Origin of the sequence: Micromonospora sp. NBRC 107095 (genome assembly GCF_030269705.1) — a bacterium.
Taxonomy (GTDB): domain Bacteria; phylum Actinomycetota; class Actinomycetes; order Mycobacteriales; family Micromonosporaceae; genus Micromonospora; species Micromonospora parva.
Map to the genome: position 1 here is coordinate 432,102 of NZ_BSTU01000007.1, position 25,325 is coordinate 457,426.

Annotated in this window: 23 protein-coding genes; 18 read left to right on the top strand and 5 right to left on the bottom strand. The window is 71.6% G+C overall.

Annotated features, from left to right (window positions below):
• Window positions 1-91 precede the first annotated feature (91 nt).
• Both QSK15_RS30315 and QSK15_RS30320 read right to left on the bottom strand, forming a co-directional pair.
• The gene (locus QSK15_RS30315; protein ID WP_285797608.1) at window positions 92-1,237 is read right to left on the bottom strand and encodes an RNA polymerase sigma factor; all 1,146 of its coding nucleotides are present in this window, start codon (window positions 1,235-1,237) and stop codon (window positions 92-94) included.
• An 8-nt stretch (window positions 1,238-1,245) separates the two neighbouring features.
• The gene (locus tag QSK15_RS30320; RefSeq protein WP_285797460.1) at window positions 1,246-1,653 is read right to left on the bottom strand and encodes a YciI family protein; all 408 of its coding nucleotides are present in this window, start codon (window positions 1,651-1,653) and stop codon (window positions 1,246-1,248) included.
• 199 nt (window positions 1,654-1,852) lie between these two features.
• Between QSK15_RS30320 and QSK15_RS30325 the strand changes: the two genes are divergently transcribed.
• From QSK15_RS30325 to QSK15_RS30375, 11 genes are all read left to right on the top strand, one after another.
• Window positions 1,853-2,308, top strand: coding sequence for a Fur family transcriptional regulator (locus tag QSK15_RS30325; protein WP_285797609.1), 456 nt, complete (start codon window positions 1,853-1,855; stop codon window positions 2,306-2,308).
• The gene (gene katG, locus QSK15_RS30330) at window positions 2,305-4,581 is read left to right on the top strand and encodes a catalase/peroxidase HPI (protein ID WP_285797461.1); all 2,277 of its coding nucleotides are present in this window, start codon (window positions 2,305-2,307) and stop codon (window positions 4,579-4,581) included. Before QSK15_RS30325 ends, katG begins: the two co-directional genes overlap by 4 nt.
• Window positions 4,582-4,723: 142 nt before the next feature.
• Window positions 4,724-4,993, top strand: coding sequence for a metal-sensitive transcriptional regulator (locus tag QSK15_RS30335; RefSeq protein ID WP_130400556.1), 270 nt, complete (start codon window positions 4,724-4,726; stop codon window positions 4,991-4,993).
• Window positions 4,994-5,192: 199 nt separating this feature from the next.
• On the top strand, window positions 5,193-6,593 hold the full coding sequence (locus tag QSK15_RS30340) for an MBL fold metallo-hydrolase (protein WP_285797462.1): 1,401 nt from the start codon (window positions 5,193-5,195) through the stop codon (window positions 6,591-6,593).
• Between the two features lie 94 nt (window positions 6,594-6,687).
• Window positions 6,688-7,287: a rhodanese-like domain-containing protein gene (locus QSK15_RS30345; protein ID WP_285797463.1), complete on the top strand. Its 600-nt coding sequence runs from the start codon at window positions 6,688-6,690 to the stop codon at window positions 7,285-7,287.
• Window positions 7,284-8,162 carry a sulfite exporter TauE/SafE family protein gene (locus QSK15_RS30350; protein WP_285797464.1) on the top strand — a complete coding sequence of 293 codons (879 nt, stop codon included), beginning with the start codon at window positions 7,284-7,286 and terminating at the stop codon, window positions 8,160-8,162. The genes QSK15_RS30345 and QSK15_RS30350 overlap by 4 nt, the downstream gene beginning before the upstream one ends.
• Window positions 8,163-8,375: 213 nt before the next feature.
• Window positions 8,376-9,692, top strand: a complete 1,317-nt coding sequence (locus QSK15_RS30355) for a glycosyltransferase family 4 protein (RefSeq protein WP_285797465.1) — start codon at window positions 8,376-8,378, stop codon at window positions 9,690-9,692.
• A gap of 212 nt (window positions 9,693-9,904) precedes the next feature.
• The gene (locus QSK15_RS30360) at window positions 9,905-11,329 is read left to right on the top strand and encodes an O-antigen ligase family protein (RefSeq protein ID WP_285797466.1); all 1,425 of its coding nucleotides are present in this window, start codon (window positions 9,905-9,907) and stop codon (window positions 11,327-11,329) included.
• Between the two features lie 24 nt (window positions 11,330-11,353).
• Window positions 11,354-12,361: a Wzz/FepE/Etk N-terminal domain-containing protein gene (locus tag QSK15_RS30365; protein WP_285797467.1), complete on the top strand. Its 1,008-nt coding sequence runs from the start codon at window positions 11,354-11,356 to the stop codon at window positions 12,359-12,361.
• A gap of 31 nt (window positions 12,362-12,392) precedes the next feature.
• Complete coding sequence (locus QSK15_RS30370; protein WP_285797468.1) at window positions 12,393-13,988, top strand: oligosaccharide flippase family protein; 1,596 nt, start codon at window positions 12,393-12,395, stop codon at window positions 13,986-13,988.
• Window positions 13,985-14,836 (top strand): sulfotransferase family protein, encoded by an 852-nt coding sequence (locus QSK15_RS30375; protein WP_285797469.1) that lies wholly within the window; start codon window positions 13,985-13,987, stop codon window positions 14,834-14,836. Before QSK15_RS30370 ends, QSK15_RS30375 begins: the two co-directional genes overlap by 4 nt.
• Here the strand turns inward: QSK15_RS30375 and QSK15_RS30380 are convergent.
• From QSK15_RS30380 to QSK15_RS30390, 3 genes are read right to left on the bottom strand one after another with little or no spacing between them, the layout of a single operon-like run.
• Entirely contained in the window at window positions 14,833-16,317 is a 1,485-nt protein-coding gene (locus QSK15_RS30380; protein WP_285797470.1) for a hypothetical protein, read from the bottom strand. The two genes, QSK15_RS30375 and QSK15_RS30380, sit on opposite strands and share 4 nt — an antisense overlap.
• Window positions 16,314-17,093, bottom strand: coding sequence for a sulfotransferase family protein (locus QSK15_RS30385; protein ID WP_285797471.1), 780 nt, complete (start codon window positions 17,091-17,093; stop codon window positions 16,314-16,316). The genes QSK15_RS30380 and QSK15_RS30385 overlap by 4 nt, the downstream gene beginning before the upstream one ends.
• A complete protein-coding gene (locus QSK15_RS30390; RefSeq protein WP_285797472.1) occupies window positions 17,086-18,048 on the bottom strand; it encodes a sulfotransferase family protein in 963 nt (320 codons plus the stop codon). The genes QSK15_RS30385 and QSK15_RS30390 overlap by 8 nt, the downstream gene beginning before the upstream one ends.
• A gap of 260 nt (window positions 18,049-18,308) precedes the next feature.
• On the opposite strand from QSK15_RS30390, the gene QSK15_RS30395 reads away from it, so the two are divergent.
• The 7 genes from QSK15_RS30395 to QSK15_RS30425 all read left to right on the top strand — a co-directional run bounded on the left by QSK15_RS30395 (window position 18,309) and on the right by QSK15_RS30425 (window position 25,042).
• A complete protein-coding gene (locus QSK15_RS30395; RefSeq protein ID WP_285797473.1) occupies window positions 18,309-19,589 on the top strand; it encodes a glycosyltransferase family 4 protein in 1,281 nt (426 codons plus the stop codon).
• Complete coding sequence (locus QSK15_RS30400; protein ID WP_285797474.1) at window positions 19,586-20,605, top strand: sulfotransferase; 1,020 nt, start codon at window positions 19,586-19,588, stop codon at window positions 20,603-20,605. Before QSK15_RS30395 ends, QSK15_RS30400 begins: the two co-directional genes overlap by 4 nt.
• 3 nt (window positions 20,606-20,608) lie before the next feature.
• Window positions 20,609-21,520, top strand: coding sequence for a sulfotransferase family protein (locus QSK15_RS30405; RefSeq protein WP_285797475.1), 912 nt, complete (start codon window positions 20,609-20,611; stop codon window positions 21,518-21,520).
• 108 nt (window positions 21,521-21,628) lie between these two features.
• The gene (locus QSK15_RS30410; protein WP_285797476.1) at window positions 21,629-22,306 is read left to right on the top strand and encodes a hypothetical protein; all 678 of its coding nucleotides are present in this window, start codon (window positions 21,629-21,631) and stop codon (window positions 22,304-22,306) included.
• A 176-nt stretch (window positions 22,307-22,482) separates the two neighbouring features.
• Entirely contained in the window at window positions 22,483-23,301 is an 819-nt protein-coding gene (locus QSK15_RS30415) for a basic amino acid ABC transporter substrate-binding protein (RefSeq protein ID WP_285797477.1), read from the top strand.
• Window positions 23,302-23,402: 101 nt separating this feature from the next.
• Window positions 23,403-24,197, top strand: a complete 795-nt coding sequence (locus QSK15_RS30420) for an amino acid ABC transporter permease (RefSeq protein ID WP_285797478.1) — start codon at window positions 23,403-23,405, stop codon at window positions 24,195-24,197.
• A 5-nt stretch (window positions 24,198-24,202) separates the two neighbouring features.
• A complete protein-coding gene (locus tag QSK15_RS30425) occupies window positions 24,203-25,042 on the top strand; it encodes an amino acid ABC transporter ATP-binding protein (protein ID WP_285797479.1) in 840 nt (279 codons plus the stop codon).
• Window positions 25,043-25,325 lie beyond the last annotated feature (283 nt).

Below are 25,325 nucleotides of genomic sequence, written 5' to 3' on the forward strand. Positions count from 1 at the left end.
GGCGGAAGATCGCTGAAACTTCCGGAGACTTTCCGGACCGCCCTGCGCCGGCAGTGGCACATGGCGCGCAGTCGGCCCGTGGTGCGACCGGTCAGCGACGCCCGAGCGCGTTGAGCCGGGCGGCCTGACGGGTCAGGTGGTCGCGCTCGGCGAGGTTGGGGGCCTGCCGGGCTGCTTCGGCGTACCGCCGCGCCGCCGTCGCCGGGTCGCCGTCGCGCTCGTGCAGGTACGCCGCCACCGCCGTGTACCGGGGCAGTGTGTCGTCCACCGCCGCGAGAGCCCTCAGGCCGGCCCGGGGACCGTCGGCCTCACCGACCGCCACCGCCCGGTTGAGTCGGACGACCGGGCTGTCGGTCAGGCGCACGAGTTCGTCGTACCACTCCACGATCTGCACCCAGTCGGTCTCCGCGGCGGTGGGCGCGTCGGCGTGCAGCGCCGCGATGGCGGCCTGGGCCTGGAACTCGCCCAGTTGGTCGCGGGCCAGGGCCGCCTGCAGGATCTCGACGCCCTCGGCGATCAGCCGGGTGTCCCAGCGGCTGCGGTCCTGCTCGGCGAGGGGCACGAGGCTGCCGTCGGGCGCGGTACGGGCGGCGCGCCGGGCGTGGTGCAACAGCATGAGGGCGAGCAGCCCCGCCACTTCGGGGTGGTCGATCGTGGCCGCGAGCTGTCGGGTGAGCCGGATGGCCTCGGCGGCGAGGTCCACGTCACCGGAGTAGCCCTCGTTGAAGACAAGGTAGAGAACGCGCAGCACGGTGGCGACGTCGCCGGGTCGGTCGAACCGCAGCCCGGAGACGGTGCGTTTCGCCCGGCTGATGCGCTGCGCCACGGTCGCCTCGGGCACCAGATAGGCGTGCGCGATCTGGCGGGTGGTCAAGCCGCCGACGGCGCGCAGCGTGAGCGCCACCGCCGACGACGCCGTCAGCGACGGGTGGGCGCAGAGGAAGTAGAGCGCAAGGGTGTCGTCCACGGTGAAGGCAGGCCCCGGCGCCGGCTCCTCGTCGACGAGATCCTCACGTCGACGGCGGGCGGCGTCGGCTCGGGCCGCGTCGAGGAACCGCCGCCACGCCACAGTGGTCAGCCAGCCCTTCGGGTCGCGCGGCGGGTCGACCGGCCAGACGCGGACCGCCTCGATCAGGGCGTCCTGCACGGCGTCCTCGGCCGCCGCGAAGTCGATTCCGCGGCGGACGAGGATCCCGATGACGCTCGGCGTGAGGCTGCGCAGCAGCGTCTCGTCCATCGGAGCGGTCACTCCGTGATGGTCGGCGGCTCGCTCAGGAACGGGCGCAGCTCCAGCCACTCGTGAATCGGCTTCCCGCCGGCACCGGGAGCGGCCGACAGCTCCCCGGCCAGCTCGACGGCCCGGTCGTAGCTGTCGACGTCGATCACCATCCAGCCGGCGATGAGATCCTTGGTCTCGGCGAAGGGGCCGTCGGTGACCGGCGGGCGGCCCGGACCGTCGTACCGGACGAACGTCCCCTCCGGGGCGAGTGCCTGGCCGTCGACGAACTCGCCGGTTGCCTCGAGTCGGGTCGCGAAGTCGCGCATGTACTGCATGTGGGCGGAGATCTCCGCCGGCGTCCACTGGTCCATCGGCACGTCGTGCACCGCCACCGGACCGCCCCGGTAGTGCTTGAGCAGCAGGTACTTGGCCATCGTGATGCTCCTTGAAGCTGGCTGCGACCCATCGTGGTCACGTTCACCCCGGGGACGGAGCCGGTCGGGACTTCTCGACATGGCTGACCGCTTTTTCTTCCCCCGAAGGTTAACCTCGGGTGAATCGTCCGCCGTTGGGCTACCTCGGGTAGGCCCAAAACTTGATTCGTTCCAAAAAAGTGAGCTAGTGTTCGTACCCGTGATGTCCGACTTCGAGGCGCAGCTGCGGGCTGTCTCGTTGCGCGTGACCCGGCCCCGGTTGGCGGTGCTCGCGGCGCTGCGCGACCACCCGCACATCGGTACCGAGGCGGTGATCTCGCTGGTCCGGGCTGGTCACCCCACGGTTTCCCATCAGGCGGTGTACGACGTGCTGCGCGTGCTCACCGACGCCGGGCTGGTGCGGCGCATCCAACCCGCCGGGGCGACCGCCCGCTACGAGTCCCGGGTCGCGGACAATCACCACCATGTCGTGTGCCGCTCCTGCGGCACGATCGCCGACGTCGACTGCGCCGTCGGTCACGCCCCCTGTCTCACCGCCTCGGGTGACCACGGTTTCGTGGTCGACGAGGCGGAGGTCGTCTACTGGGGCACCTGCCCCGACTGCGCGACCGAACGCACGCCCCAGAGATCCGCAAGCTCGGAAGGAAGCACATGAGCGACACCCAGGAGAACCGCCCCACCAGTGCGCAGGGCGTGGACCAGAAGGCAGCGGCTGGCTGCCCGGTCGCGCACGACTCGGTGACCGCGCACGGCAGCGAGAGTGAGAACCCGGCGATCGACTCGCCGACCCCGAAGACGGGCGGTCGTCCGCGCACCAACCGGGACTGGTGGCCCAACCAGCTCGACCTCTCGGTGCTGCACGCCCACTCGTCCAAGGGCAACCCGCTGGGCGCGGACTTCAGCTACGCCAAGGAGTTCGCGAAGCTCGACGTCGAGGCGCTCAAGCGCGACATCGTCGAGGTGCTCACCACCTCGCAGGACTGGTGGCCGGCCGACTTCGGCCACTACGGCGGCCTGATGATCCGGATGAGCTGGCACGCCGCCGGCACGTACCGCATCGAGGACGGCCGGGGCGGCGCCGGTGACGGTGGTCAGCGGTTCGCGCCGCTGAACAGCTGGCCGGACAACGCCAACCTGGACAAGGCCCGCCGGCTGCTCTGGCCGGTCAAGCAGAAGTACGGCCAGAAGATCTCCTGGGCCGACCTGCTCGTGCTCGCCGGCAACGTGGCCCTGGAGTCGATGGGCTTCAAGACCTTCGGCTTCGGCTTCGGTCGCGAGGACGTCTGGGAGCCCGAGGAGATCTTCTGGGGTCCGGAGGACACCTGGCTGGGCGACGAGCGCTACGCCTCCGAGAAGGAGATGGCGGCCGGCGTCGGCTCGACCGAGATGGGGCTCATCTACGTCAACCCGGAGGGCCCGCGCGGTAACGCCGACCCGGCCGCGGCGGCGCACTTCATCCGCGAGACCTTCCGCCGGATGGCGATGAACGACGAGGAGACCGTCGCCCTCATCGCCGGTGGTCACACCTTCGGTAAGACCCACGGCGCCGGCGTCGCCGACAATCACGTGGGCCCGGAGCCCGAGGGCGCCCCGCTGGAGGCGCAGGGCCTGGGTTGGCTGAGCACCCACGGCAGCGGCAAGGGCCGCGACACGATCACCAGTGGTCTCGAGGTGACGTGGACCGACCTGCCGACGCAGTGGAGCAACCGCTTCTTCGAGATCCTCTTCGGCTACGAGTGGGAGCTCACCACCAGCCCCGGTGGCGCGAAGCAGTGGGTCGCCAAGGACGCCGAGGCGATCATCCCGGACCCGTTCGACCCGGCGAAGAAGTACAAGCCGACGATGCTCACGACCGACCTGTCGCTGCGCGTCGACCCGGAGTACGAGAAGATCTCCCGCCGCTTCCTGGAGAACCCCGACCAGTTCGCGCTGGCCTTCGCCAAGGCGTGGTACAAGCTGCTGCACCGCGACATGGGCCCGGTCGAGCGCTTCCTCGGGCCGTGGGTGGCCGAGCCGCAGCTGTGGCAGGACCCGGTGCCGGCCGTCGACCACGAGCTGGTGGGTGACGCCGACATCGCCGTGCTCAAGGCGAAGGTTCTGGAGTCCGGGCTCACGATCGACCAGTTGGTCTCCACCGCCTGGGCCTCCGCCGCGAGCTTCCGTCACACCGACAAGCGCGGTGGCGCCAACGGCGCCCGCATCCGCCTCGAGCCGCAGCGCAGCTGGGAGGTCAACCAGCCCGAGCAGCTGGCGACCGTCCTGACCGCCCTGGAGGGCATCCAGCAGGAGTTCAACGCGGCTGGCGGGGCGAAGATCTCGCTCGCCGACCTGATCGTGCTGGCCGGTTCGGCCGCTGTGGAGAAGGCGGCGCGTGACGCCGGCGTCGAGGTGACCGTGCCGTTCCGGCCGGGCCGTACCGACGCGACCCAGGAGCAGACCGACGTCGAGTCCTTCAAGGTCATGGAGCCGCGTGCCGACGGGTTCCGCAATTACCTGCGCGCCGGCGAGAAGACCCAGCCGGAGGTGCTGCTCGTCGACCGCGCCTACATGCTCAACCTCACCGCGCCGGAGATGACCGTCCTCATCGGCGGTCTGCGTTCCCTCGGCGCCAACGTCGGCGGCAGCCGGCACGGTGTGCTCACCGACCGGCCGGGTGTGCTCACCAACGACTTCTTCGCCAACCTGCTTTCCCCGGGCACCCGGTGGAGCGCGTCGAAGTCCGAGGAGCACGTGTACGAGATCCGCGACCTGGCCACCGATGAGCTGAAGTGGACCGCCACCGCGGTCGACCTCATCTTCGGGTCCAACTCGCAGCTGCGCGCCCTCGCCGAGGTCTACGCCAGCCAGGACGCCCGCGACAAGTTCGTGGCCGACTTTGTGACCGCCTGGACCAAGGTCATGGAGCTGGACCGGTTCGATCTCGCCTGACAGGTAGCACCGAGAGCCCCGGTCGATCCGCTGTGATCGACCGGGGCTCTTTCGGCATATACCACCCGGTATGGCCGTTTCATCGTCGGTCAGGTGGCGGGATGGGTACCCCCGGGGGTATGGTTGCCTCCAGGAGGTGCCGATGAAGCTTCGACCGGAGATGACCTCGGATGCGCTGACCCGGCTCAAGCGGGCGCGTGGGCAGCTCAACGCGGTTATCGAGATGATGGAAAACGGTCAGGATTGCCGCGAGGCGCTCACGCAACTGGCGGCGGTGTCGAAGGCGATCGACCGCGCGGGTTACAAGATCATTGCGTCGGGGATGCGGCATTGTGGGGCCGCCCGTGACCGTGGCGAGGAGCCGGAGATGACCGAGGAGGAGCTCGAGAAGCTCTTCCTGGCACTCGCCTGAGACGTCCCCGGGTCCGCCCTCCCGGGGGTGGGCCCGGACCGTCCCGTCGAGGTATGGCGCGGCGGGTGCGGGCTCATCGTGCCCGACGGCCCGCCGTGCCGACTGGTAACGGCGTGACCGGGTAACAGCGTGGGTGAAGAACCGCGCAGCAGTGTGTCGTCTACATACCCCCCGGGGTATTTTGGAAGGAGCTCAGGACATGTCAGTTGAGGTTTCCGTCGTCGCCACGTCCGCCCTCGGCGATCGCAGCTACCTGGCCTCGGACGGGCAGGTAGCGATCGTGGTCGACCCCCAGCGCGACATCGACCGGATCATGTACCTGGCGGGGGAGAAGGGCGTGCGGATCACCCACGTCCTGGAGACGCACCTGCACAACGACTACGTTTCCGGCGGGCTGGAACTCGCGCGGATCACCGGCGCGCACTACCTGGTGGCAGCGGCCGACGAGGTCGGCTTCGCGCGGACGTCGGTCGCCGACGGCGACCAGGTGACCGTTTCCGACTCCCTGCGGCTGCGGGTGGTCGGCACGCCGGGTCACACCTTCCACCACCTGTCGTACGTCCTGGACGTGGCGACCGACGGCCGCTGGGAGGCAACCGGTGTCTTCACCGGCGGGTCGCTGCTGTTCGGCACGACGGGCCGTACCGACCTGCTGGGCCAGCAGCACGCCCACGAGTTGGCCCAGCGGCAGCACGCCTCGGCGAAACGGCTGGCGGATCTGCTGCCCGACGGTGCGCAGGTGTGGCCCACGCACGGGTTCGGCAGCTTCTGCTCGGCCAGTCAGGCCGACGCTCCGGAGTCGACCATGGGCCGGGAGAAGGAGAAGAATCCCGTCCTGCGACTGGCCGCTGACGACTTCGTCACCGAGACCCTCGCCGGCCTCGACGCCTACCCGGCGTACTACGCCCACATGGGGGTGGCCAACGCCGCCGGCCCGGCCCCGGTCGACCTCACGCCGGTGACCCGCGCCGACGCCGCCGAACTACGCGAGCGGATGACCGCAGGGGAGTGGGTGGTGGACCTGCGCCACCGCAAGGCGTACGCCGCCTCGCACCTGGCCGGCACCGTCAGTCTCGGTCTGGACGGTCCGATGGCCACCTGGCTCGGTTGGCTGATCGAGTGGGGGGTGCCGATCACCCTGCTCGCCGGGACACCGCAGCAGGTCGCCGACGCTCAACGTGAACTCGTCCGCATCGGTATCGACCGCCCCGCCGCGCAGGCCACCGGCGACGCCGCGCGGTGGGCGACTGACCCCGGTCAGCTGCGCGAGTTGCGGATGGCGGACTTCGGAGCCCTCGCGGCGGCCCGGAAGGGCCACGTCCCGGCCGGTCTGCCCGGCGCGGACGTGATTCTCGACGTGCGGATGACCAACGAGTGGCGGGCCGGCCACATCGACGGCGCCGTGCACGTCCCGCTGCCCGACCTGCCCCGCCGGCTGGCCGGCGTACCGACGGGGACCGTCTGGGTGCACTGCGGCTCGGGCTACCGGGCCACCGTCGCCGCCTCTCTCCTGGCGAACGCGGGCCGCGAGGTGGTCGTGGTCGACGACGCGTTCGGGCACGCCCAGGCCGCCGGCCTGGACCTGGTCACCGCTGCCTGACCGGAACAGTTCGCACCACCGGCCGACGCCACCGCCGCCGCCGGCCGGCTTCCCCTGCCGTGACAGCTGCCACCTCATCCAAGAAAGAAGAGAAATGAGTACTCCCGAGACCGCGCGCCCTGCCTCGCTCGACGCCACCGGCCTTCGCGAACTGATCGAATCCGGTCGTGCGCCCCGCGTGCTGGACGTGCGTACCCCGGCGGAGTTCGAGACGTCGCACATCCCCGGCTCCTACAACGTGCCGCTCGACCTGCTCAAGGAGCACCGCCGGGAGTTGCGCGACCAGGTGGACGAGGACGTCGTTCTGGTCTGCCGCTCCGGTGCCCGCGCCCGCCAGGCCCAGCAGGCCCTGGCGGGGGTCGGCCTGCCCAACCTGACGGTGCTGGACGGCGGCATCATGGCCTGGCAGGCGGCCAACGCGCCGATCACGCGAGGCGTGCCCCGCTGGGACCTCGAACGTCAGGTCCGCCTGGTGGCCGGCTCGATCGTGCTGGTCAGCATTCTCGCCTCGGTGTTCGTGCCGCAGCTCAAGTGGGTGGCCGGGGCCATCGGCGCCGGCCTCACCGTCGCCGCCGTCACCAACACCTGCGCCATGGGGATGTTGCTCGGCAAGCTGCCCTACAACCGGGGTGCCAGCCGCGACCTCGACACCGTCATGGGCCAGCTGCGCGGGAGCGCCGTGGAGCGGGCATGACCGCCACGGTGGTGCTGACCGTCGGGCTGGCCGTGCTGATCGGGGTCAGCCTCGGGCTGTTGGGCGGGGGCGGCTCGATCCTCGCCGTACCGCTGCTGGTCTACGTCGCCGACCTGCCCGCGAAGGAGGCCATCGCGACGTCGTTGCTCGTCGTCGGGGCCACCAGCCTGGTGGGCGTCATCCCGCACGCCCGCGCCCACCGGGTGCGCTGGCGCACCGGCCTGATCTTCGGTCTCGCCGGTATGACCGGCGCCTACGCCGGTGGTCGCCTGGCCGGGCTCATCCCCGCCGGAATCCTGCTCACCGGGTTCGCGGTGATGATGCTGGCCACCGCGGTAGCGATGATCCGTGGCCGACGCGAGGCCGCCGGCGCCGTGGTGCCGCATGAGCTGCCGGTACCACGGGTGATCCTCGACGGTGTGGTGGTCGGCCTGGTGACCGGCCTGGTCGGCGCGGGCGGCGGCTTCCTGGTGGTGCCCGCCCTGGCGTTGCTCGGTGGCCTGCCGATGCCGGTAGCGGTCGGCACCTCGCTGGTGGTCATCGCCATGAAGTCGTTCGCCGGCCTGGCCGGCTACCTGGCCAATGTGGACATCAACTGGGGCCTCGCGGCAACGGTCACCGTCGCTGCCGTCGCGGGCAGCCTGGTCGGTGGACGACTCACCGAGCGGATCCCGGCGGACATCCTGCGCAAGGCGTTCGGCTGGTTCGTGGTGGTGATGGGCGTCTTCGTCCTCGGTCAGCAACTGCCCGACGACCTGCGGACCAGGCCGCTGCTCTGGGCCGGCGTCGCCGTCGTCGCCGCGATCACCGTGACGCTGACCGTCCTGCACACCAGGAGAGCGTCCGAACCGACCGGATCGTCGCCGCGCCCCTGACATCCGGCCGGCCCGGGCGCGCGGGCTGTTCATCCGCTGGTCGACCCGGTTTCACAGCCGTCCGCGTAGATGTCATCCGGATGGCATGTCACGAACCACGAATCCCACCGATGATTTTTTTGTCTGGATGATCGGCTGGCGGACGGGTCCGTTCGTGGCAAGGTGTTGATCTGCCCGGGCGCGGGCGCGCACCTAGTCACGCAGGGAGTCATCGTGGCCTACCCCGACCTGCAGACCGACAATGTGGACCAGGGCACCGGACATTCTGCGATTCCCCGGCAGCGGGGCGAGGGTGTCGCGGCGCGGCAGGCGCTCGACGGCTGGGCCACCGGACGGGACAGCGCCGCAGCGGGCGCGGGCTGGCGTCCGCTGCGGATCGCGATGATCGGCCAGAAGGGGATGCCGGCGACCTACGGCGGGATCGAACGGCACGTGGAGGAGATGGCCAGCCGGCTCGCCGGCTACGGGCACGAGGTCACCGTCTACTGCCGCCGCAGCTACGGCGAGACATCCGCCGACGGCTACCGGGGGGTCCGGCTGCGCCAGACCCACACGATCGCGAGCAAGCACCTCGACGCCATCGTGCACGCGGCGACCTCGACCATGGCGGCGATGACCGCGCGGCCCGACATCGTGCACTACCACGGGCTCGGGCCGGCCCTGGTCGCCCCGCTTCCGCGCGCCCTGTCCCGGGCGCGGGTGGTGCTGACAGTGCACGGACTGGACAACCAGCGGGGCAAGTGGGGGCTCGCCGCCCGGGCGGTGCTGGGCAGCGCCCACTGGTTCAGCGGGTACGTCCCCCACCAGCGGGTGGCCGTCTCCCAAGGGCTCGCCGCCCACTACAGCACCCGGTTCGGCAGCCCGACGACCTACATCCCGAACGGCGTGAACCCGGCCCGAACGGCACGGACGCGGCAGATCCAGGACCGGTTCGGTTTGACCCCCGGCGGCTACCTGCTGCTGGTCGGGCGGCTGGTGCCGGAGAAGGCGGCCGACCTGCTGATCCGGGCCTTCCGGCGCACCGAGACCCCGATGCGCCTGGCGATCGTCGGTGGGTCGTCGTTCACCGACGACTTCGTGGACCGGCTGCGCCGTGAGGCCGGGGCGGACGACCGGATCGTCTTCACCGGCTTCGCCTACGGCGACCTGCTCGCCGAGCTGTACTCCGGTGCGGCCGGCTTCGTCCAACCGTCCCGGTTGGAGGGGCTGCCGTTGACGTTGCTGGAGGCCGCCGCGTACGGGCTGCCGATCGTCGCGAGCGACATCGCGCCGCACGTCGAGGTGCTGAGCGCCGACGCCGCCGGGGGGCGGTTGTTCCGCGACGGCGACGAGGACGACCTGGTCCGGGTGCTGACGGCGCTGCTCGCCGACCTGCCGGGTGAACGGGCCGGTGCCGTGGCGCTGGGCGAGCGGGTCACCGGCAGGTACAGCTGGGACACCGCCGCCCGCGAGTTGGAGCAGCTCTATCTCCGCCTGGCACCGGAGCCGGGCCGACGGGGCAGGGTACGACGCGCGGCGGCCGCCGACTGACCGGGCGGTGTTCGCCGGGGAGCGGGGGATCAACCCGGTGGAGGACGCAACAGTCGGCGCAACGGCCCCTTCTACCGTCGAGGGGACAGGGCTAGATTGAACCGATCTTGTGCCGGGAGGACATCGGTTGGCCGCGCCCGGCAGCGGCCGGGCAACGCCGATTCAGTTCAGTGGGATCAGTGGAACAACACACGCAGCAGGTCAGTCCGCTCATGACCAGGCGGCTCGACCCGACCCGCCTCCTCACCGGCGGCGCGGCGCTGGCCGCCGCGGTGGTGGCGGTGGTCGCCGGTGTCTCCATGGCAGCCGGTGACCGTCGGGGCATGGTGCTGCCGCTCGCGGTGGTGGCGGGGATCGCGGTGGCCGTGCTCGCGTTGACCCGGTTCGCCGGGTACGTGCTGCTGATGCTCGCGGTGCGCTCCTGCGTCGACCTGTTCAAGCTGACCGGACCGAGCGCCGGCCAGGCCAACTCCGCCGGAACGGCCCGGGCGGCGGACCCCTCCACGCTGCTCGCGGTGCTGTTCCTCCTCGCCGCCGGGCTCTGGCTGGCCGCACAGCTCAGCCGGCACGGCCGGCTGCGCGGCTCCCCGCTGAGCTGGGCGATGCTGCTTGTCGGCGCCAGCAGCGTGGTCAGCGCCCTCGGTGCCAGCCGACCGGCGAACAGCCTGTTGGAGGCGCTGCGGATCCTCACCGTGGTGGTGATGTTCGTGGTGCTGGAACAGCTCATGCCGGACACCGCGGCGATCCGTCGGGTCCTGCTCGCCTGCTATGCCTCGCTGGTGCTGGCGTTGGGCTACACCGTCGTGATGTCGCTGCTGGGCAACCCGCCGGCCGAGGTGAAGGGCGACTTCACCCGGATCAGCGGCACGTTCAGCCAGTCGACCACGTTCGGCCGGTACCTGATGTTCATGGTGATCTTCGGGTTCGCGGTGTACCGCTTCCTGGACCGTCGACTGCGGGCGTCCCTCGGCGTGCTGCTCGCGCTCTCGCTGCTGTTCCTGCTGCTCACCAACACCCGAAGCGCCCTGCTCGGCGCGGCGATCGGCCTGATCGTGGTCGCGGTGCTGCATCGCAGCAAGCGGATGCTGGTCACCCTCTGCGTGGTGGCGGTCGCCGGGGTGGCACTGGTGCCCGCCGTCGGCGAACGGTTCGCCCAACTCGGCGCGTCCCGCGCGGTCGGCGGCGACCCGACCGGGAACACCCTGCAGTGGCGGATCAGCTACTGGACCGAGATCGTCACGCTGGCCGACCGGAACCCGGTGACCGGCATCGGACCGAACATGACCCAGCGCGAGACCGACGAGGCGAAGAAGCCGCACAACGACTTCCTGCGGGCGTACGTGGAGACCGGGCTGCTGGGTCTCGGGGCGTACCTGCTGATGCTGTTCGCCTTTCTGTACACCGCCCGGAGCGCGCTGCGGCGGGCCCCTCCGGGCAGCTTCGAGCGTGGCGTCGCGGTCGGGTTCACCGGCTGCGCCGCCGCCTTCGTGGCGGTCAGCGCCGCCTCCAACGTGATATCCAACGTGGTCACCCTCTGGTACTTCGTCGCGTTCGCCGCGGCGGCCAGTGTGATCGCCCGCCAACCGGCTCCGCACCTGACCGGCGAGCAGCCACGACGCACGTCCGTCCCGGTTTGACTGAACGACAGCATTGGGGAAAAAGTGGAGATCGTCGACTACCTGCGGGTCGCCCGGCGGCGCCTCTGGGTACTCGTGGGGGTGCCGGTACTCGCCACCGGTGCCGCGGCCGCCATCGTCCTGCTCGCGCCGCAGCAGTTCAGCGGGACCGCGTACGTGGCGGCGCCGGCCCTGGTGGGCGGCACGGCCGGGACGCAGTACACCGGTACGCAGGCGGCGAACCAGTTCGTCGCGGCGTTCGGCGCGGCGGTCACCTCACCCCGGGTCCTCGCCGACGTGGGCGCGGACACCGGGGTGCCGCCGGAGCGGCTGCGCGACGGGCTCGCCATCAGCCAGGTCGGCGCGAGCAGCCAGTTGGAGGTGACGTACACCGCCGGTGACCGGGCGACTGTCGCGCCGGTGCTGACCGCTACCACCACCCGGGCGCTGGCGTTCCTCTTCTCCTCCCAGGTCGGCATCGCCACCGGTGAGGTCGAGGCGGCCAACGCCGACGTCACAGCGGCGACCAGGGCGATCGGCGAGTGGGAGAAGGCGAACAAGGTCTCCCAGCCGGACCGGATCTACCAGGCGACGCTGGGCGAGCTGACCAGCCTGCGCCAGCAGCAGCTCTCCATGCAGGCGGTCGGCAACGGCCGAGGCGTCGACGCGGCGACGACCGCGATCACCGCCGCCCAGAAGAAGCTCGACGAGCTGGGGCCGAAGCTCCCCGACTACCAGGCCCTGCTCGCCCAACGGGACGCGGCGACCAACGCGCTGTCCCAGGCGCGGGAGGGGTTGCAGGCGGCGCGGGCCCAGGCCCAGGCCGCCGATCCGAAGCAGGTGACCAGCATCGGCGAGGCGCACGAGGTGAGCCGGCTGGCCGAGCTGGCGCGTACCGCCCTGCCGGTTGGCGGTGCGGGTCTGCTGCTCGGCGTGCTGCTGGTGGGCGTACTCGAACTGCTCTCGCGGGGTCGAGCCGCCACCCGCCCGGCGGCCGCGAGCAGTGCGGCCCCCGCGCTGCCGGCGGAGACCGTGACCGCGGCACGGCCGTGACCATCGGAGAACGGCCCGCCGGGTGCGCGAGGTGACCGGCCGGCCGCCGGCCGCGCCGGAGGCCGGCGACCAGCAGGTACGCGGCATGGCCCGCGGCGGTGTGCTGAACCTGGTTAGCGCCGTGTTCAGCCAGGTGGCGCTCTTCCTGGTCATGCTGTTGCTGGCCCGGGCCCTGGGGGTATCCGAACTCGGCCGGTACGCCCAGGTCTACGCGGTGTTGTCGCTGCTGGGGTTGCTCTCGCTCTCCGGTTTCCGGGCCGGGCTGACCCGGTTCGTGGCGGTGCATCTCGCCGACGGCGAGCCGGCCGCCCTGCGGGGAGCGATCCGGCTCGGGATCGGCATCTCGGCCGCCGCGTCCACGGTGATCGCCCTCGGCCTGGCGGTCGGCGCTCCGTGGCTCGCCGACGCTCTGCACGACCCGCAGCTCACCACCGGGCTGCGGCTGGTGGCGCTGTGCCTGCCCGCCAGCACGGTGTGCGAGGCAGCGCTCGCGGCCACCCGGGGCTGGCGCACCCAACGGGCCTACGCGCTCATCGGCCAGGGCTACGAGCCGGCCGCCCGGTTGGCGCTCACCGCGCTGGCGCTCGCCCTCGGGGCGGGCCTGACCGGCGCGTTCTGGGCGCTGGTGGTGGCGAGCTGGAGCGCCGCCGCGTTCGCTCTGGTGGCGCTCGTCCGGATGGTGCGCCGGGTGCCCGCTGCCCGGCCCGCGTACCGGCCGGGGGAGCTGTTCCGGTTCTCCACCGTCAGCTGGGTCTCCTCGCTGTCGTCCACCGGGCTGATCTGGGTGGACGCGTTGCTGCTCGGCTTCTTCGACTACGGTGCCGACGCGATCGGCGTCTACCACGTGGCGACCCGGCTGGTCACCATCGCGGTGTTCGTGCTGGCGCCGGTCAACGCCTCGTTCGGTCCGCACCTGGCGCACCTCTACCACCAGGGTCGACTGGACGAGGTGCGCCGCATCTACCGGGTCGCCACGGGCTGGGTGCTGCGGCTGTCGCTGCCGGCCTTCGTGGCGTTGCTGGTCTTCCCGGAACAGTTGCTGCGGTTGGTCGGCGGGCCGGGCCTGGCCGGCGGCGCGGCGGTCACCGTGGTGCTGGCGCTCGGTCAGCTCGTCAACGCCGCGACCGGGCCCTGCGGGACGTTGCTGAACATGTCCGGCCGGGTCTCGGTGAACATGATGGACAACCTCGCCGCCCTGCTGCTCAACGTTCTGCTCAACCTCTGGCTCATCCCGGCGTACGGCATTCTCGGTGCGGCGGTGGCCTGGGCGGTGTCGTTGGCGGCGGTGAACATCGCCCGGGTCTGGCAGGTGCGCGCGCAGGTGCACACGGTTCCGGTGACGGCGAGCATGGTCAAGGGCCTGGTCGCCGCGCTGGCCGCGATGGGTGTCGGGTTCGGTGTGCGCTGGCTGGTCGAGGGGTGGACCGCGCAGCTCGTGGTCGGCCTGGCCGCGATCGGGGTGGCGTACCTCGGCGCGGTGCTCGCGCTCGGGCTCAGTCGGGAGGACGTCATGGTGCTGCGTGCGGTGACCCGCCGAGGCGGTCGACGGGCCGCCGCCGACCCGGCTGGCCCGGCCGACGGCGTGGGTGCCGCTGCGGGTGCCGGCCAGCGCGGAGTCCACTCGTGAGCGGCGGCGCGCGGCGTCAGGTTACCGACCGGCTGCGCCGGGGGGTACGCACGGCGCGGGCCTGGGGACGCGCGGCGCGACCGGGAGAGCCAGGGCCGCTGCCCGACTTCCTGGTGATCGGCGGGCAGCGCTGCGGCACCACCTCGCTGTACCACCACCTCGCCGCGCATCCCCGGGTCCGGGTGCCCACCGGCAAGGAGTTGCAGTACTTCAGCGTCCACCACGCTCGGGGGCTGCGCTGGTACCGGGCGCACTTCCCGCGCCTCGCCCCGGGCGAGCGCACGTTCGAGGCGAGCCCCTACTACCTGTTCCATCCGAGCGTGGCATCCCGGGTCGCGGCGGCCCTGCCGCAGGCCCGCTTCGTCGTCCTGCTGCGCGACCCGGTGCAGCGGGCCTACTCCCACTACCTGCACACCCGCTCGTACGGCGCGGAGCCGCTCTCCTTCGCCGACGCGCTCGACGCGGAGCAGGAGCGGCTGGCCCGGGCGACCCGCGGCGGCCCGGACACCACTGTCGCCCACCTGGCGTTACGCAATCACTCGTACGCGGCCCGGGGTCGCTACGCCGAGCAGTTGGACCGGTGGTTCGCGCAGGTTCCCCGGGAGCGGATCCACGTCGCCCGCACCGAAGACCTGCACGCCGACCCGGCCGGTACGTACGGCGACATTCTGCGTTTCCTCGACCTGCCGGCTTTCACCCCCGAGGCGTTCACGCGGCACACCCGCCGGGTCGACCCGGGCGTCTCCGAGCTGACCCCGGCCCTGCGGAAGCGCCTGAGCGAGCAGTTCGCGCCGCACAACGCGCGCCTGGCCGCCCTGTTGGGCTGGCCCGACCCCTGGCCGCACTAGCGGACGGCGGCGAGGATCCGGTCCACCGGTTGGTCGGCGCGGAGCACGACGGGCACGTCGGTGACCGTGGTGCCGCCGCCGGCCACGCCCAGCGGGGAACCCACCGCCCCGGCCCGAGCGCCCGGTGCCGCCGGCACCGTCACCGGCGTGTTCGACGCCGACCAGAGCACCAGCGTGCTCGACCCACCCCGGACGAACGCGACCCCGTTCAGCCTGCCGGCCACCGAGGCGGGTAGCGGCGTGACGGTGGCGTCCCGGGCGGCGTCGGCCAGGGCCGCCAGCATCCGGCCGGCCTCCCGTTCGGTGCCGTCCGGGTCGAGCAGGCCGTAGCGGACCTCGCTGCCGGCCGCGTTGTTCGGGTTGTACGCCAACGGCAACCAACTGATCTCGCCGATCCCACCGGCCGCCAGCAGGGTGACCGTCTTGACCATCTCCGTGGCCCGGCCGGCGGGGTCGCCGTCGCCGTCGCGCCAGAACTGACCGACCTCCCACGCCTGGATCGGCGTGCCCGGCGGTGTGGTCGCGCGCAGGTAGTCCAGCAACGGGGCCACCCCGCTGAAGTGCTCGTAGAAGTGGACCTGCCGGACGTCGACGGTGCGGTCGGTCAGCAGCGACTCGGTCACCGCCAGAAAGCGCAAACTGCGGCTGTTGGTCTCGGTGCCGAGCGCCCGGCGTAGCTGCGCCTCCCCGGTCACCGCCGGGATCTGCTGCCCCCGGGTGCCGACCCGACGCTGGAAGTACGCCTGATAGGCGGCGACGGCCTCGGGCACCCGGTCGGCGCGCAGCAGCCGGTCGGCGACACCCATGCCGTACGCGACACTGCTGATGCCGGAGTCGACAACCAGCGCCTTCGGGTCGGTCGCGCGGATCGTCCCGGCGGCGGCCCGGACCAGCCGCGCGTAGTCCTCGGGGCTGCCGGCCCAGTAGCTCGGCGCGTTGACCTCGTTCTCGATGGCGTACTCCCGCACCCCGTACGGACCGTAGCGGCGCACCACCTCGCTGACGAACCGCTGGTACGCGCCGAGGTCGGTGGGCATCGCCGACTCGGTCTTGTTGGCCGCGCCCCGGGTGTAGCGGGCGGTGCCACCGGTCGCCCAGCACACGCCGGTGCGGATCTTCAGGTGCAGGGTGATGCCCAGCTCCCGGCTGCGCGTGGCGATCTCGTCCAGCCCGGCCCAGTCCGCCTGCCCCGGGGTCCGTTCGATCTCGCACCAGGAGATCTCCTCGTACGTCGCCGAACCGGCGAGCCGGCGCAGGTACGGCCCGAACTGCTGGAACCGCGACCAGTCCCAGTGCGCGCCGAACGGGTTGCTCACCTGCTCGCCGGTGCGTGCCGGCGCGCCGGTTGCGGGTGCCGCCGTCGCGGAGGGGGTGGCGGCCGGCGGCGGATCGTCGTCGCCGCCGGTGCAGCCGGCGGTGAGCAGGAGGGTGGCGGCGATGGCGGCGGCGGCGATCGCGCGCCGCCGGCCCGGGCGGGTCACCGGTAACCCAGGGCGCGCAGGGTCGGACCGGAGAAGACCCAGACCAGCAGGCGCAGGAACGGGTCGAGTTCGCGGCGGTAGGTGCCCACCCGGGAGCCGTAGATCGGTTCGGTGATGCTCGCCGCCGCCCGTCGTCGCTCCGCCTCGGTGGTGTACTTCTGGGCCACGTCGTGCTGCTTGCTGTCGTAGTCGAGGATGCCGTCCTCCCACGGTTCGCCGAGGAACTCGAACAAGGCCCGCATCGTCTTCTCCGGCTCGCTGACCGCCTGCTCGTAGCGCAGCTCGTAGTAGCGGTCCGCCGGCAGGGTGGCGCCGACCGCCCGCGCGGCCCGGATGTAGCGCGGCCACTTCACCACGCACTTCACGGCGGACCAGTAGCCGAACCGTTTGCGGTGCGAGACCACCACGTCGCGGCCGTCCCGGATGAGGTGCACGATCTGGGCGTCCGGGAAGACCTCGGTGACGAAGTCCAGCGACATCGCGTACAGCGGGGTCTTGTCGGCCCACCGGGCCTTGCCCCGGGCGGCGGCGTAGTCGGCGTGCACACCGCCGAAGAAGTCCCGGATCCGGCGCAGCCAGTCCTCGCGCGGAAACCCGAAGCGGGCCAGCCGTTCCCAGTCCCGGCCGACGATCCGTCGCAGGTCGGGCAGGAACCGGGTCTCCGGGCCGCAGCTGATCCGCGAGTGTGAGTCCAGGACGAGACGCACCATGGTGGTGCCCGACCGCTGGCAGCCGACCAGGAAGATCGGCGCGGTACGGGTTCCGGTCTCAGCCACTGTCGGCCGCCTTCGTGGTCTCGGGTCGGGCGTCGGCCGCGGCGCGGTCGAGCCGGTCGGTCAGCTCGTCGCAGCGGGCCCGCACGCGCCTGTCGATCGGCAGCCGCCGGTGGTCCGCCGCACCGTGCGACCGGCGGGGACCGATGTGTGCGTGCAGCCGTGGGTGGTACGGGAAGTCGAGGAAGGCGCAGAGCCGCCGGAGCTGCTCGGCGGGGTCCGCGACCAGGCTGTCGTATCGGCAGAGCAGCACGTCGGTGCGCCGGTCGAGGCCGAGCTGGAAGACCAGCGAGTTGCGGACGTACCAGAACAGCGCCGCGCCGCTGTGCGGATCCAACCGCTGCGGGTCGTGGGCCCGGATCAGCTCGACGGTGTCGGCGTCGAGGCGCTGCCCCTGCCACCGTCGCCCGATGCTGCCGTCGGCGATCGCCCGCAGCGCCAGCAGGTTGGCGTCGCCGAACTTGGCGACCTCGGAGCGGGCCCGGTCGTCGACGTCGCGGTAGACCCAGAGCGCGCGCCCGGGGGTCAGCCCGGGCAGGGCCAGCAACTCGTCCACCCGGTGACTCTCGCAGAGCGGCTTGACCAGCACGTACGCGTGACGGCTGCGCTGGATGGCGGCGGTCAGCACCGGGTCCGGGCGCAGTTGGAAGCGGTGGAAGAGGGTGCTGTCGTTCTCGTTGCGGACCTCGACCTCGGGTGCGGCGTCCAGGCCGCGGACCAGCATGTTCGTGCCGGAGCGTTGCAGACCGACCAGGTAGACCGGCATCGCCGAGCCGGGCGTCCGGCCGGCCCGCCGCCGCCAACGTCGCTTCGCCACCGCCGTGCCGATCCGGTCGACCGGGTTGAGGCGGTCCTCCTCGATCAGCCGTCCGATCCCCTCGGTACGCGCCCAGCGCAGATGCCGCCGGACCCGCCGCGCGGTGTACGCGAGCGCGGAGACCTCGTCGTCGGCTGCCACGGGTCCTCCTTGTCGGGGCACCGGCCCGGCCCCGCATGAGAGCGGGTACGACCGGCGGCAGCCAGGCTATCGGGAGATCATGGTGGGAGGCCAGGCTGCGGACCGCACGGGCAGACGAAGATCACCCGTTCAGCCACATGGCTAATGTGAACTGGACTCGCTGACCCGGCCTGCATACCGTGGGCCGTGGCCGGGGCGGGCGGATCCCGGTCATCACCCCCGGGCCCGGTTCGCCCGATCGACGTGAGCAGGCCGAGTCGATGCGCGTGCTGCATGTGAACAAGTTCCTCTACCGCCGTGGCGGTGCCGAGGGTTACCTGCTCGATCTCGCCGACCTGCAACGGGCCGCTGGCGACACTGTCGCCTACTTCGGCATGAGCCACCCGGAGAATGAGTCGCCGCTGCCGTACGCCGCGCGGTTCCCGTCCGAAGTGGAGTTGGAGCCGGCGCCGAGCGGGGTTCGGCCCCGGGCGGTGGCCGTCGGGCGGATGCTCTGGTCGCCGACGAGCCGGCGCGGGCTGGCCCAGGTGATCGACGACTTCCGGCCGGACGTGCTGCACCTGCACAACATCTACCACCAGCTCTCCCCGTCGGTGCTCGCCGCGGCCCGCGCCGCCGGGGTGCCGTGCGTGCTGACCATGCACGACTACAAGCTCGCCTGCCCGAGCTACCAACTGCTGGACCGGGGCCGGACCTGCCAGGCGTGCGTCACCGGTGGCCCGTTGCAGGCGGCCCGCCGCCGCTGCAAGGACGGCTCGCTGTCGCGCAGCGGACTGCTCGCCGTCGAGTCCTGGTTGCACCGGCGGCTCGACGCGTACGACCCGGTGCAGCTCTTCGTCAGCCCGAGTGGGTTCCTGGCCGACGTGATGCGCCGCGCGGGCGTCTACCCGGACCGGTTGCGGGTGGTCAACCACTTCGTCGACCTGACCGGTGTCACCGCCAAGCAGACGCCCGGCGGCGGTGTCGTCTTCGCCGGCAGGCTGGCACCCGAGAAGGGCGTCGACGTGCTGATCGAGGCCGCCGCCGCGCTGCCGGACGGAGTCGGCGTGGACGTGGCCGGGGACGGCCCGGCCCGACCGGAGCTGGAGGCGCTCGCCGCGCGGCGGGTGCCCGGCCGGGTCCGGTTCCACGGTCGGCTCGACAAGCCTCGCCTGCACGAGCTGATCCGGTCGGCGGCGGTGGTCGCCGTCCCGTCGCGGTGGCACGAGAACCAACCGATGGCGGTGCTGGAGGCGTTCGCCTGCGGCGTCCCGGTGGTGACCACCGATCTGGGTGGGCTGCCCGAGCTGGTCGAGTCCGAGGTGGACGGGCGTATCGTCGCCGCCGACGAGCCCACCGCCCTCGCCGCCGCGCTGACCGACATCCTGGCCGACCCACGGCGGGCGTACCGGATGGGCCGGGCCGGCCGAGCGAAGATCGCCGCCCAGTTCGCGCCGGACCGGCACCTGGAGCGCATTCGCGGGCTGTACACCGAGGCCGCCGCGGCGCTGCCGGCGCGGCGGACCGGCCGCGCCACGGCCGGTGGGGGAGCGGCCCGGTGAGTCGGGTGCGGGTGCTCTACCTCGCTGGCACCGGTCGCAGCGGCAGCACCCTGGTGACCACCGTCCTGGGCCAGTTGCCGGGCTTCGTCGCGGCCGGCGAGCTGCGGTACCTGTGGCGACGCGGCATCCTGGAGAACCGGCAGTGCGGGTGCGGTTCCCCGGTGGTCGACTGCCCGCTCTGGGCCCGGGTGCGCGCCGACCTGAGCGACGCCGACCCGGGCGGGATCGCCGCCCGCTTGGCCCAGCGGCTGCGGCTGCGGCGGCTGCCCGCGCTGCTGCGCCGCCACCGTCACGGCCAGCCGCCGGTCCCCGGCCACCCCGACGACAGGCACCTGGCCCGGCTCTACGCCTCGATCGCCGAACACGCACTGCCCGGCCGGTCCGACGGTGTCATCGTCGACTCCTCCAAGCTGCCGCCGTACGGCGCCCTGCTCGGCAGCCTGCCCGGCATCGACCTGTACGTCCTGCACGTGGTGCGTGACCCGCGAGCGACCGCGTACTCCTGGCGTCGTCGGCGCCTCCTGGACGGTCCCGCCGACGACCAGCTGATGAGCCGACCACCCGTCGGCAAGGCCGCGCTGCTCTGGCTGGTCTGGAACACCGCGACCGTACGCCTGTGGGGTGGTCGCCGCGGCGCGCCGGGCCGCTACCTGCGGGTCCGGTACGAGGACTTCGTGGCCGACCCGGCCGGCACCACCGCCCAGATCGCCGGCTTCGTCGGCGCGACCCCCGACGAGCTTCCGTTCCCGACGCCGGCCACGGTGCGGCTCAAGCCCACCCACTCGGTGGCCGGCAACCCCTCACGGCACCGCACCGGGCTGGTCGAGGTGGTCGCCGACACCGAGTGGCTGACCGGGCTCAGCACCCGCGCGTACGCCGTGGTGACCGGGCTGACCGCCGTGGCCCTGACCCGGTTCGGCTACCCGTTGCGCCGCCCGGCGGCCACCTCGTCAGCCGTCCGCAGCGCCGTAGACCCGGCCGTCTCCCCGTCACCCGCCACCCGGCAGGAAGGCTGAACGATGCTCTCACTGGTGGTGGGCACCGGTCGCTGCGGTTCGACACTGGTCCAGGAGTTGCTCTCCCGGCATCCCGCCGTCGGCTTCGTCTCCGGCCTGGACGACAAACTCGCCCGGCTCAACCCCAAGGGCAGGTTCAACGGCCCGCTCTACCGGCGGTCGGCACCGCGCCCGGCGGGGATGACCTCGCTGCGGCACAGTCGACGGTTGCTGGAGCGGGGTCGGCTCCGGGTCGCGCCGTCCGAGGCGTACCACCTGCTCGACCGGCAGGTGCTCGCCGGTTTCTCCCGACCGTGTCGGGACCTGGTCGCCGAGGACCTGACGCCGTTCGTGTCCAGGCGGCTGCGGGCCTTCTTCGACGAGCGGATCGCGCGGCAGGGCTGTCACCAGATGGTGCAGCACGTCACCGGGTGGCCGCGCACCGGTCTGCTGCACGCCGCGTACCCGGATCTGCGGGTGGTCAACGTGGTCCGCGACGGCCGGGCGGTGGCCAACTCGTGGCTCCAGATGGGCTGGTGGGACGGGTGGCGCGGGCCGGACAACTGGATCTACGGCCCGCTCCCGGCCGACCTGCGGGAGGAGTGGATCGAGTCCGGCCGTTCGTTTCCGGTGCTCGCCGCGCTGGGTTGGAAGATGCTGATGGAGGCCTTCGCCCAGGCTCGGCTGCGGCACCCGGCCGACCAGTGGCTCGACGTGCGCTACGAGGACCTGGTCGAGCAGCCGCGTGAGCAGGTCGCCCGGATGCTCGACTTCCTCGGGCTGGGCTGGTCCACCGCCTTCGAGAAGGGCTTCTCCCGGTACGACTTCACCGTGGGCCGGGCGGAGGCGTACCGGGACGAACTCAGCCCGGCGCAGGTCACCGCCATCGAACGGGTGCTGGAGAAACCGTTGGCCGAGTGGTGCTACCCGGTCTAGCGGTTCCTGCCGACACGACAGTGCCGGTGCGGTATCGACGGTGCTATCGACGGAGGTCACGAGGGGCGGCTAATCTTTGGCCCCACCCCATCGATGCGAGGAGATGCGATGGCGCGCCGCACCGGCCGACCCTCCTACCAGTTGGACACCGCCGCTGTGGGTCGTCGCCGCACCGCGCGGTTCGCGGCTGTCGCGGGCGTGATCGCCCTGGTCACCGCGTTGCTCGGAGGGCTGGTGGGCTACCAGGTGGGCCGTCCGGACGCCACCGAGGCGACCATCGCGAGCATCAAGCAGGCCGAGGCGAAGCGGGACGCCCAGCAGATCGTGGAATTGACCGAGACGGCGCGGCGCGTCCGCGACCAGGTCGCCCCGGTCCTGGCCGCCATCAAGACGGAGACGACCGACGGACGCGCGCCGGACGCCGCGCAGGCCCGCCAGTGGCAGGATGTCATGCGCCGGGCGGCCGAGCCGTTCGCCGACCCGCCGTCGGGGACCACCGCCACCAACGTGGCGCGCGGCGGGCTGCGCGCAGCGGTCCAGCAGGCGTCGCTGGCCGTCGACGCGTACGCGCTGGCCGCTGGCGTTCCGGTCGCGCAGCGGGCGGCCGTGCTGGATGTCGCGGCACGGCAGGCGGCCGAGGCCGCGACGATCTGGTCGGTAGCGGCGACCCAGCTCGACCAGGTCAGCGTCGATGCCGGCCACGGCCACCAGCACGTGTTCCTGGACACAGATCCGCACGGTGGGGCCCTCACCCCGGACGGGGCGGCCGAGGGAACCGGTGGTTGAGGCAGGTTGCTGCCTGTGTGTCCGGTTCGCCGGCGGTGACCCGAGTGTCGCGCCGCCCGGGTGGCCACGGCGTGATCTGGGGGCGACGGGCCGGATCGGGTACGGTCGCTTATCGCAAAGTCTATGAACCAGATTGGCTTTCTGTGCAAGGGAAGCCGAATCGGAGGGACACAGCCGTGAGGTTCCCAAGCGCCGTCCGTCAGGCCGGCCTCGTCGTGGCCGTCGCCGCCCTCGCGCTGAGCGCGGGTTGCGCGAAGAAGGACGACAGCGAGGTCCAGGCCAGCGGCGTCAAGCTGGTCGCGGCGGGCAAGCTGACCGTCTGCACCCACCTGCCGTACCCGCCGTTCCAGTCCAAGGACGCGAGCGGCAAGGTGACCGGCTTCGACGTGGAGATCATGGACCTGGTCGCCAAGGAGCTCGGCGTCGAGCAGACGATCATCGACACCCCGTTCGAGGGGATCAAGTCCGGCCAGGACCTCAACACCGGCAAGTGCGACGCGGCTGCCGCCGGCATGACGATCACCGAGGAGCGGAAGAAGGTGATCGACTTCTCCGATCCCTACTTCGACGCCACCCAGGCGATGCTGGTGAAGACCGGCAAGACCTACAAGTCACTGGACGACCTCAGGGACAAGAAGCTCGGCGTCCAGGCGGCCACCACCGGTCGTGACTACGCCAAGAAGCTCGAGACGGAGAAGGGCCTGAAGCTCGTCGAGTTCGAGGACCTCGCCGCCCTGCAGCAGGCCGTCGCCAACGGCCAGGTCGAGGCCGCCATCAACGACCTGCCGGTCTGGACCGAGTACCTGAAGAAGAACCCGGGCGGGTTCGAGGTCGCCGCCGAGTTCGACACCGGCGAGCAGTACGGCTTCCCGGTGAAGAAGGACGCCAACCCGGAGCTGCTCAAGAAGATCAACGAGGTGCTGGCCAAGGCCAAGCAGGACGGCACGTACGACACGATCTACGAGAAGTGGATCGGCAAGCGGCCGAGCGCCTGAGCCGCACAGCGGCCGAGCGCCTGAGCACCACGTAGTACCGGAGGGCGCGCGTCCCGCGCGCCCTCCGTGTCGGTAACCCTCCGGGAAGGCAACGAGCCAACGTGAAGCTGCGACGCCGCCAGCGGGAGCGGCTGTCCCTCGGGATCCAGTACCTGGTCTTCATCGCCGTCATCGCCGTGGTGGCCTTCGCCGCGGACTGGGGCAGGCTGGCCGACGCGTTCTTCCGCGTCGACATCATCACGTCGATGTTCCCGACGATCATCACCGTCGCGCTGCGCAACACGGTCCTCTACACGCTCGGCGCGTTCGCCTTCGGCCTCGTTTTCGGCACCATCCTGGCGCTGATGCGGCTGTCCCGGGTGGCGCCGTACCGCTGGGTGGCAACGGCGTACATCGAGCTGTTCCGGGGTCTGCCCGCGCTGCTGGTGCTCTTCCTCGTGGGGTACGGCATCCCGATCGCCTTCCCGGAGCGCGAGATCCCGGGCGGGGTGTTCGGGTCGATCGCGATCGGCCTCGGGTTGACCGCCGCGGCGTACATGGCCGAGACGATCCGGGCCGGCATCCAGGCCGTGCCGAAGGGGCAGATGGAGGCGGCGCGGACCCTCGGCATGTCGCACTTCACCGCCATGCGCACGATCGTCATCCCGCAGGCGTTCCGGATCGTGATCCCGCCACTGACGAACGAGCTCATCCTGCTCACCAAGGACTCGTCACTGGCCTACGTGCTCGGCGTGACGGCGCAGACCATCGAGATCACCAAGTTCGGTCGGGACATGCTCAACGACCGGGTGAACGCCACGCCACTGCTGGTGGCCGGCCTGGCCTACCTGGTGATCACCCTGCCGCTGTCGCAGGTCGTACGACGCCTCGAACTCCGCTACGCGAAGGCTCGGTGACCCAGATGACGACCGAACCGTCCCGCCCCGCCGTGGAGATCCGCGACCTGCACAAGTCGTTCGGGCCGCTCCAGGTGCTCAAGGGCATCGACTTCGAGGTGGGCCAGGGCGAGGTGGTGTGCGTCATCGGGCCGTCGGGCTCCGGCAAGTCGACCCTGTTGCGCTGCGTCGACCTGCTGGAGCAGCCGACGGCCGGCACGATCTGGGTGAACGGGGTCGAGATGACCGACCCGGACGTCGAGATCGACCAGGTCCGCCGCGGCATCGGCATGGTCTTCCAGTCGTTCAACCTGTTTCCGCACCTGACCGTCCTGAACAACCTCACCATCGCCCAGCGTCGGGTGCTCCGGCGGGGTCGGGCCGAGGCCGAGCGGATCGCCCGGGCCAACCTGGAGCGCGTCGGGCTGACCGACAAGGCCGACGCCTTCCCGGCCCAGCTCTCCGGTGGGCAGCAGCAGCGCGCGGCGATCGCCCGGTCGCTGTCGATGGAGCCGAAGCTGATGCTGTTCGACGAGCCGACCTCCGCGCTCGACCCGGAACTCGTCGGCGACGTGCTCACCGTGATGCGCAAGCTGGCCGAGGACGGCATGACGATGATGGTGGTCACCCACGAGATGGCGTTCGCCCGCGACGTGGCCGACCGGGTCGTCTTCATGGACGGTGGGGTGGTGGTCGAGCAGGGGCCGCCGCAGGAGGTGCTGGGCGCGCCGAAGCACGAACGGACCCGCGCGTTCCTCTCCCGGGTCCTCGACCCGACCCACGTCGCGCAGCTCGGCCAGCCGGACCAGTCGCCCGAGCCACCGCAGGCCCCGAGCCTGCCTGCGGACGACCGCCACCAGATCTGACCCACATCTTCCGTACGCCTGACGCCGGGTTGCCGCATTGACGGCAGCCCGGCGTCTGCTTGTGTGTCAGCTTCATGTCAATCGACCGACGTCGTGATGTCAAGGTAATCTTTTTGCAATCAGAGCTGTACTTTCGTCGATGGATTACATAAGTTGCTGTCATCCATCGAAAGCTTTGAGTCTTCCGAGCAAAGTACGCGACGAGCCTCACCCTCAGTCGTGCCACCGCCCCCGTGCTCGGGCCGATGCACCCTGTCCTCGTCGCGTCTTCGCCCGGTCGGGA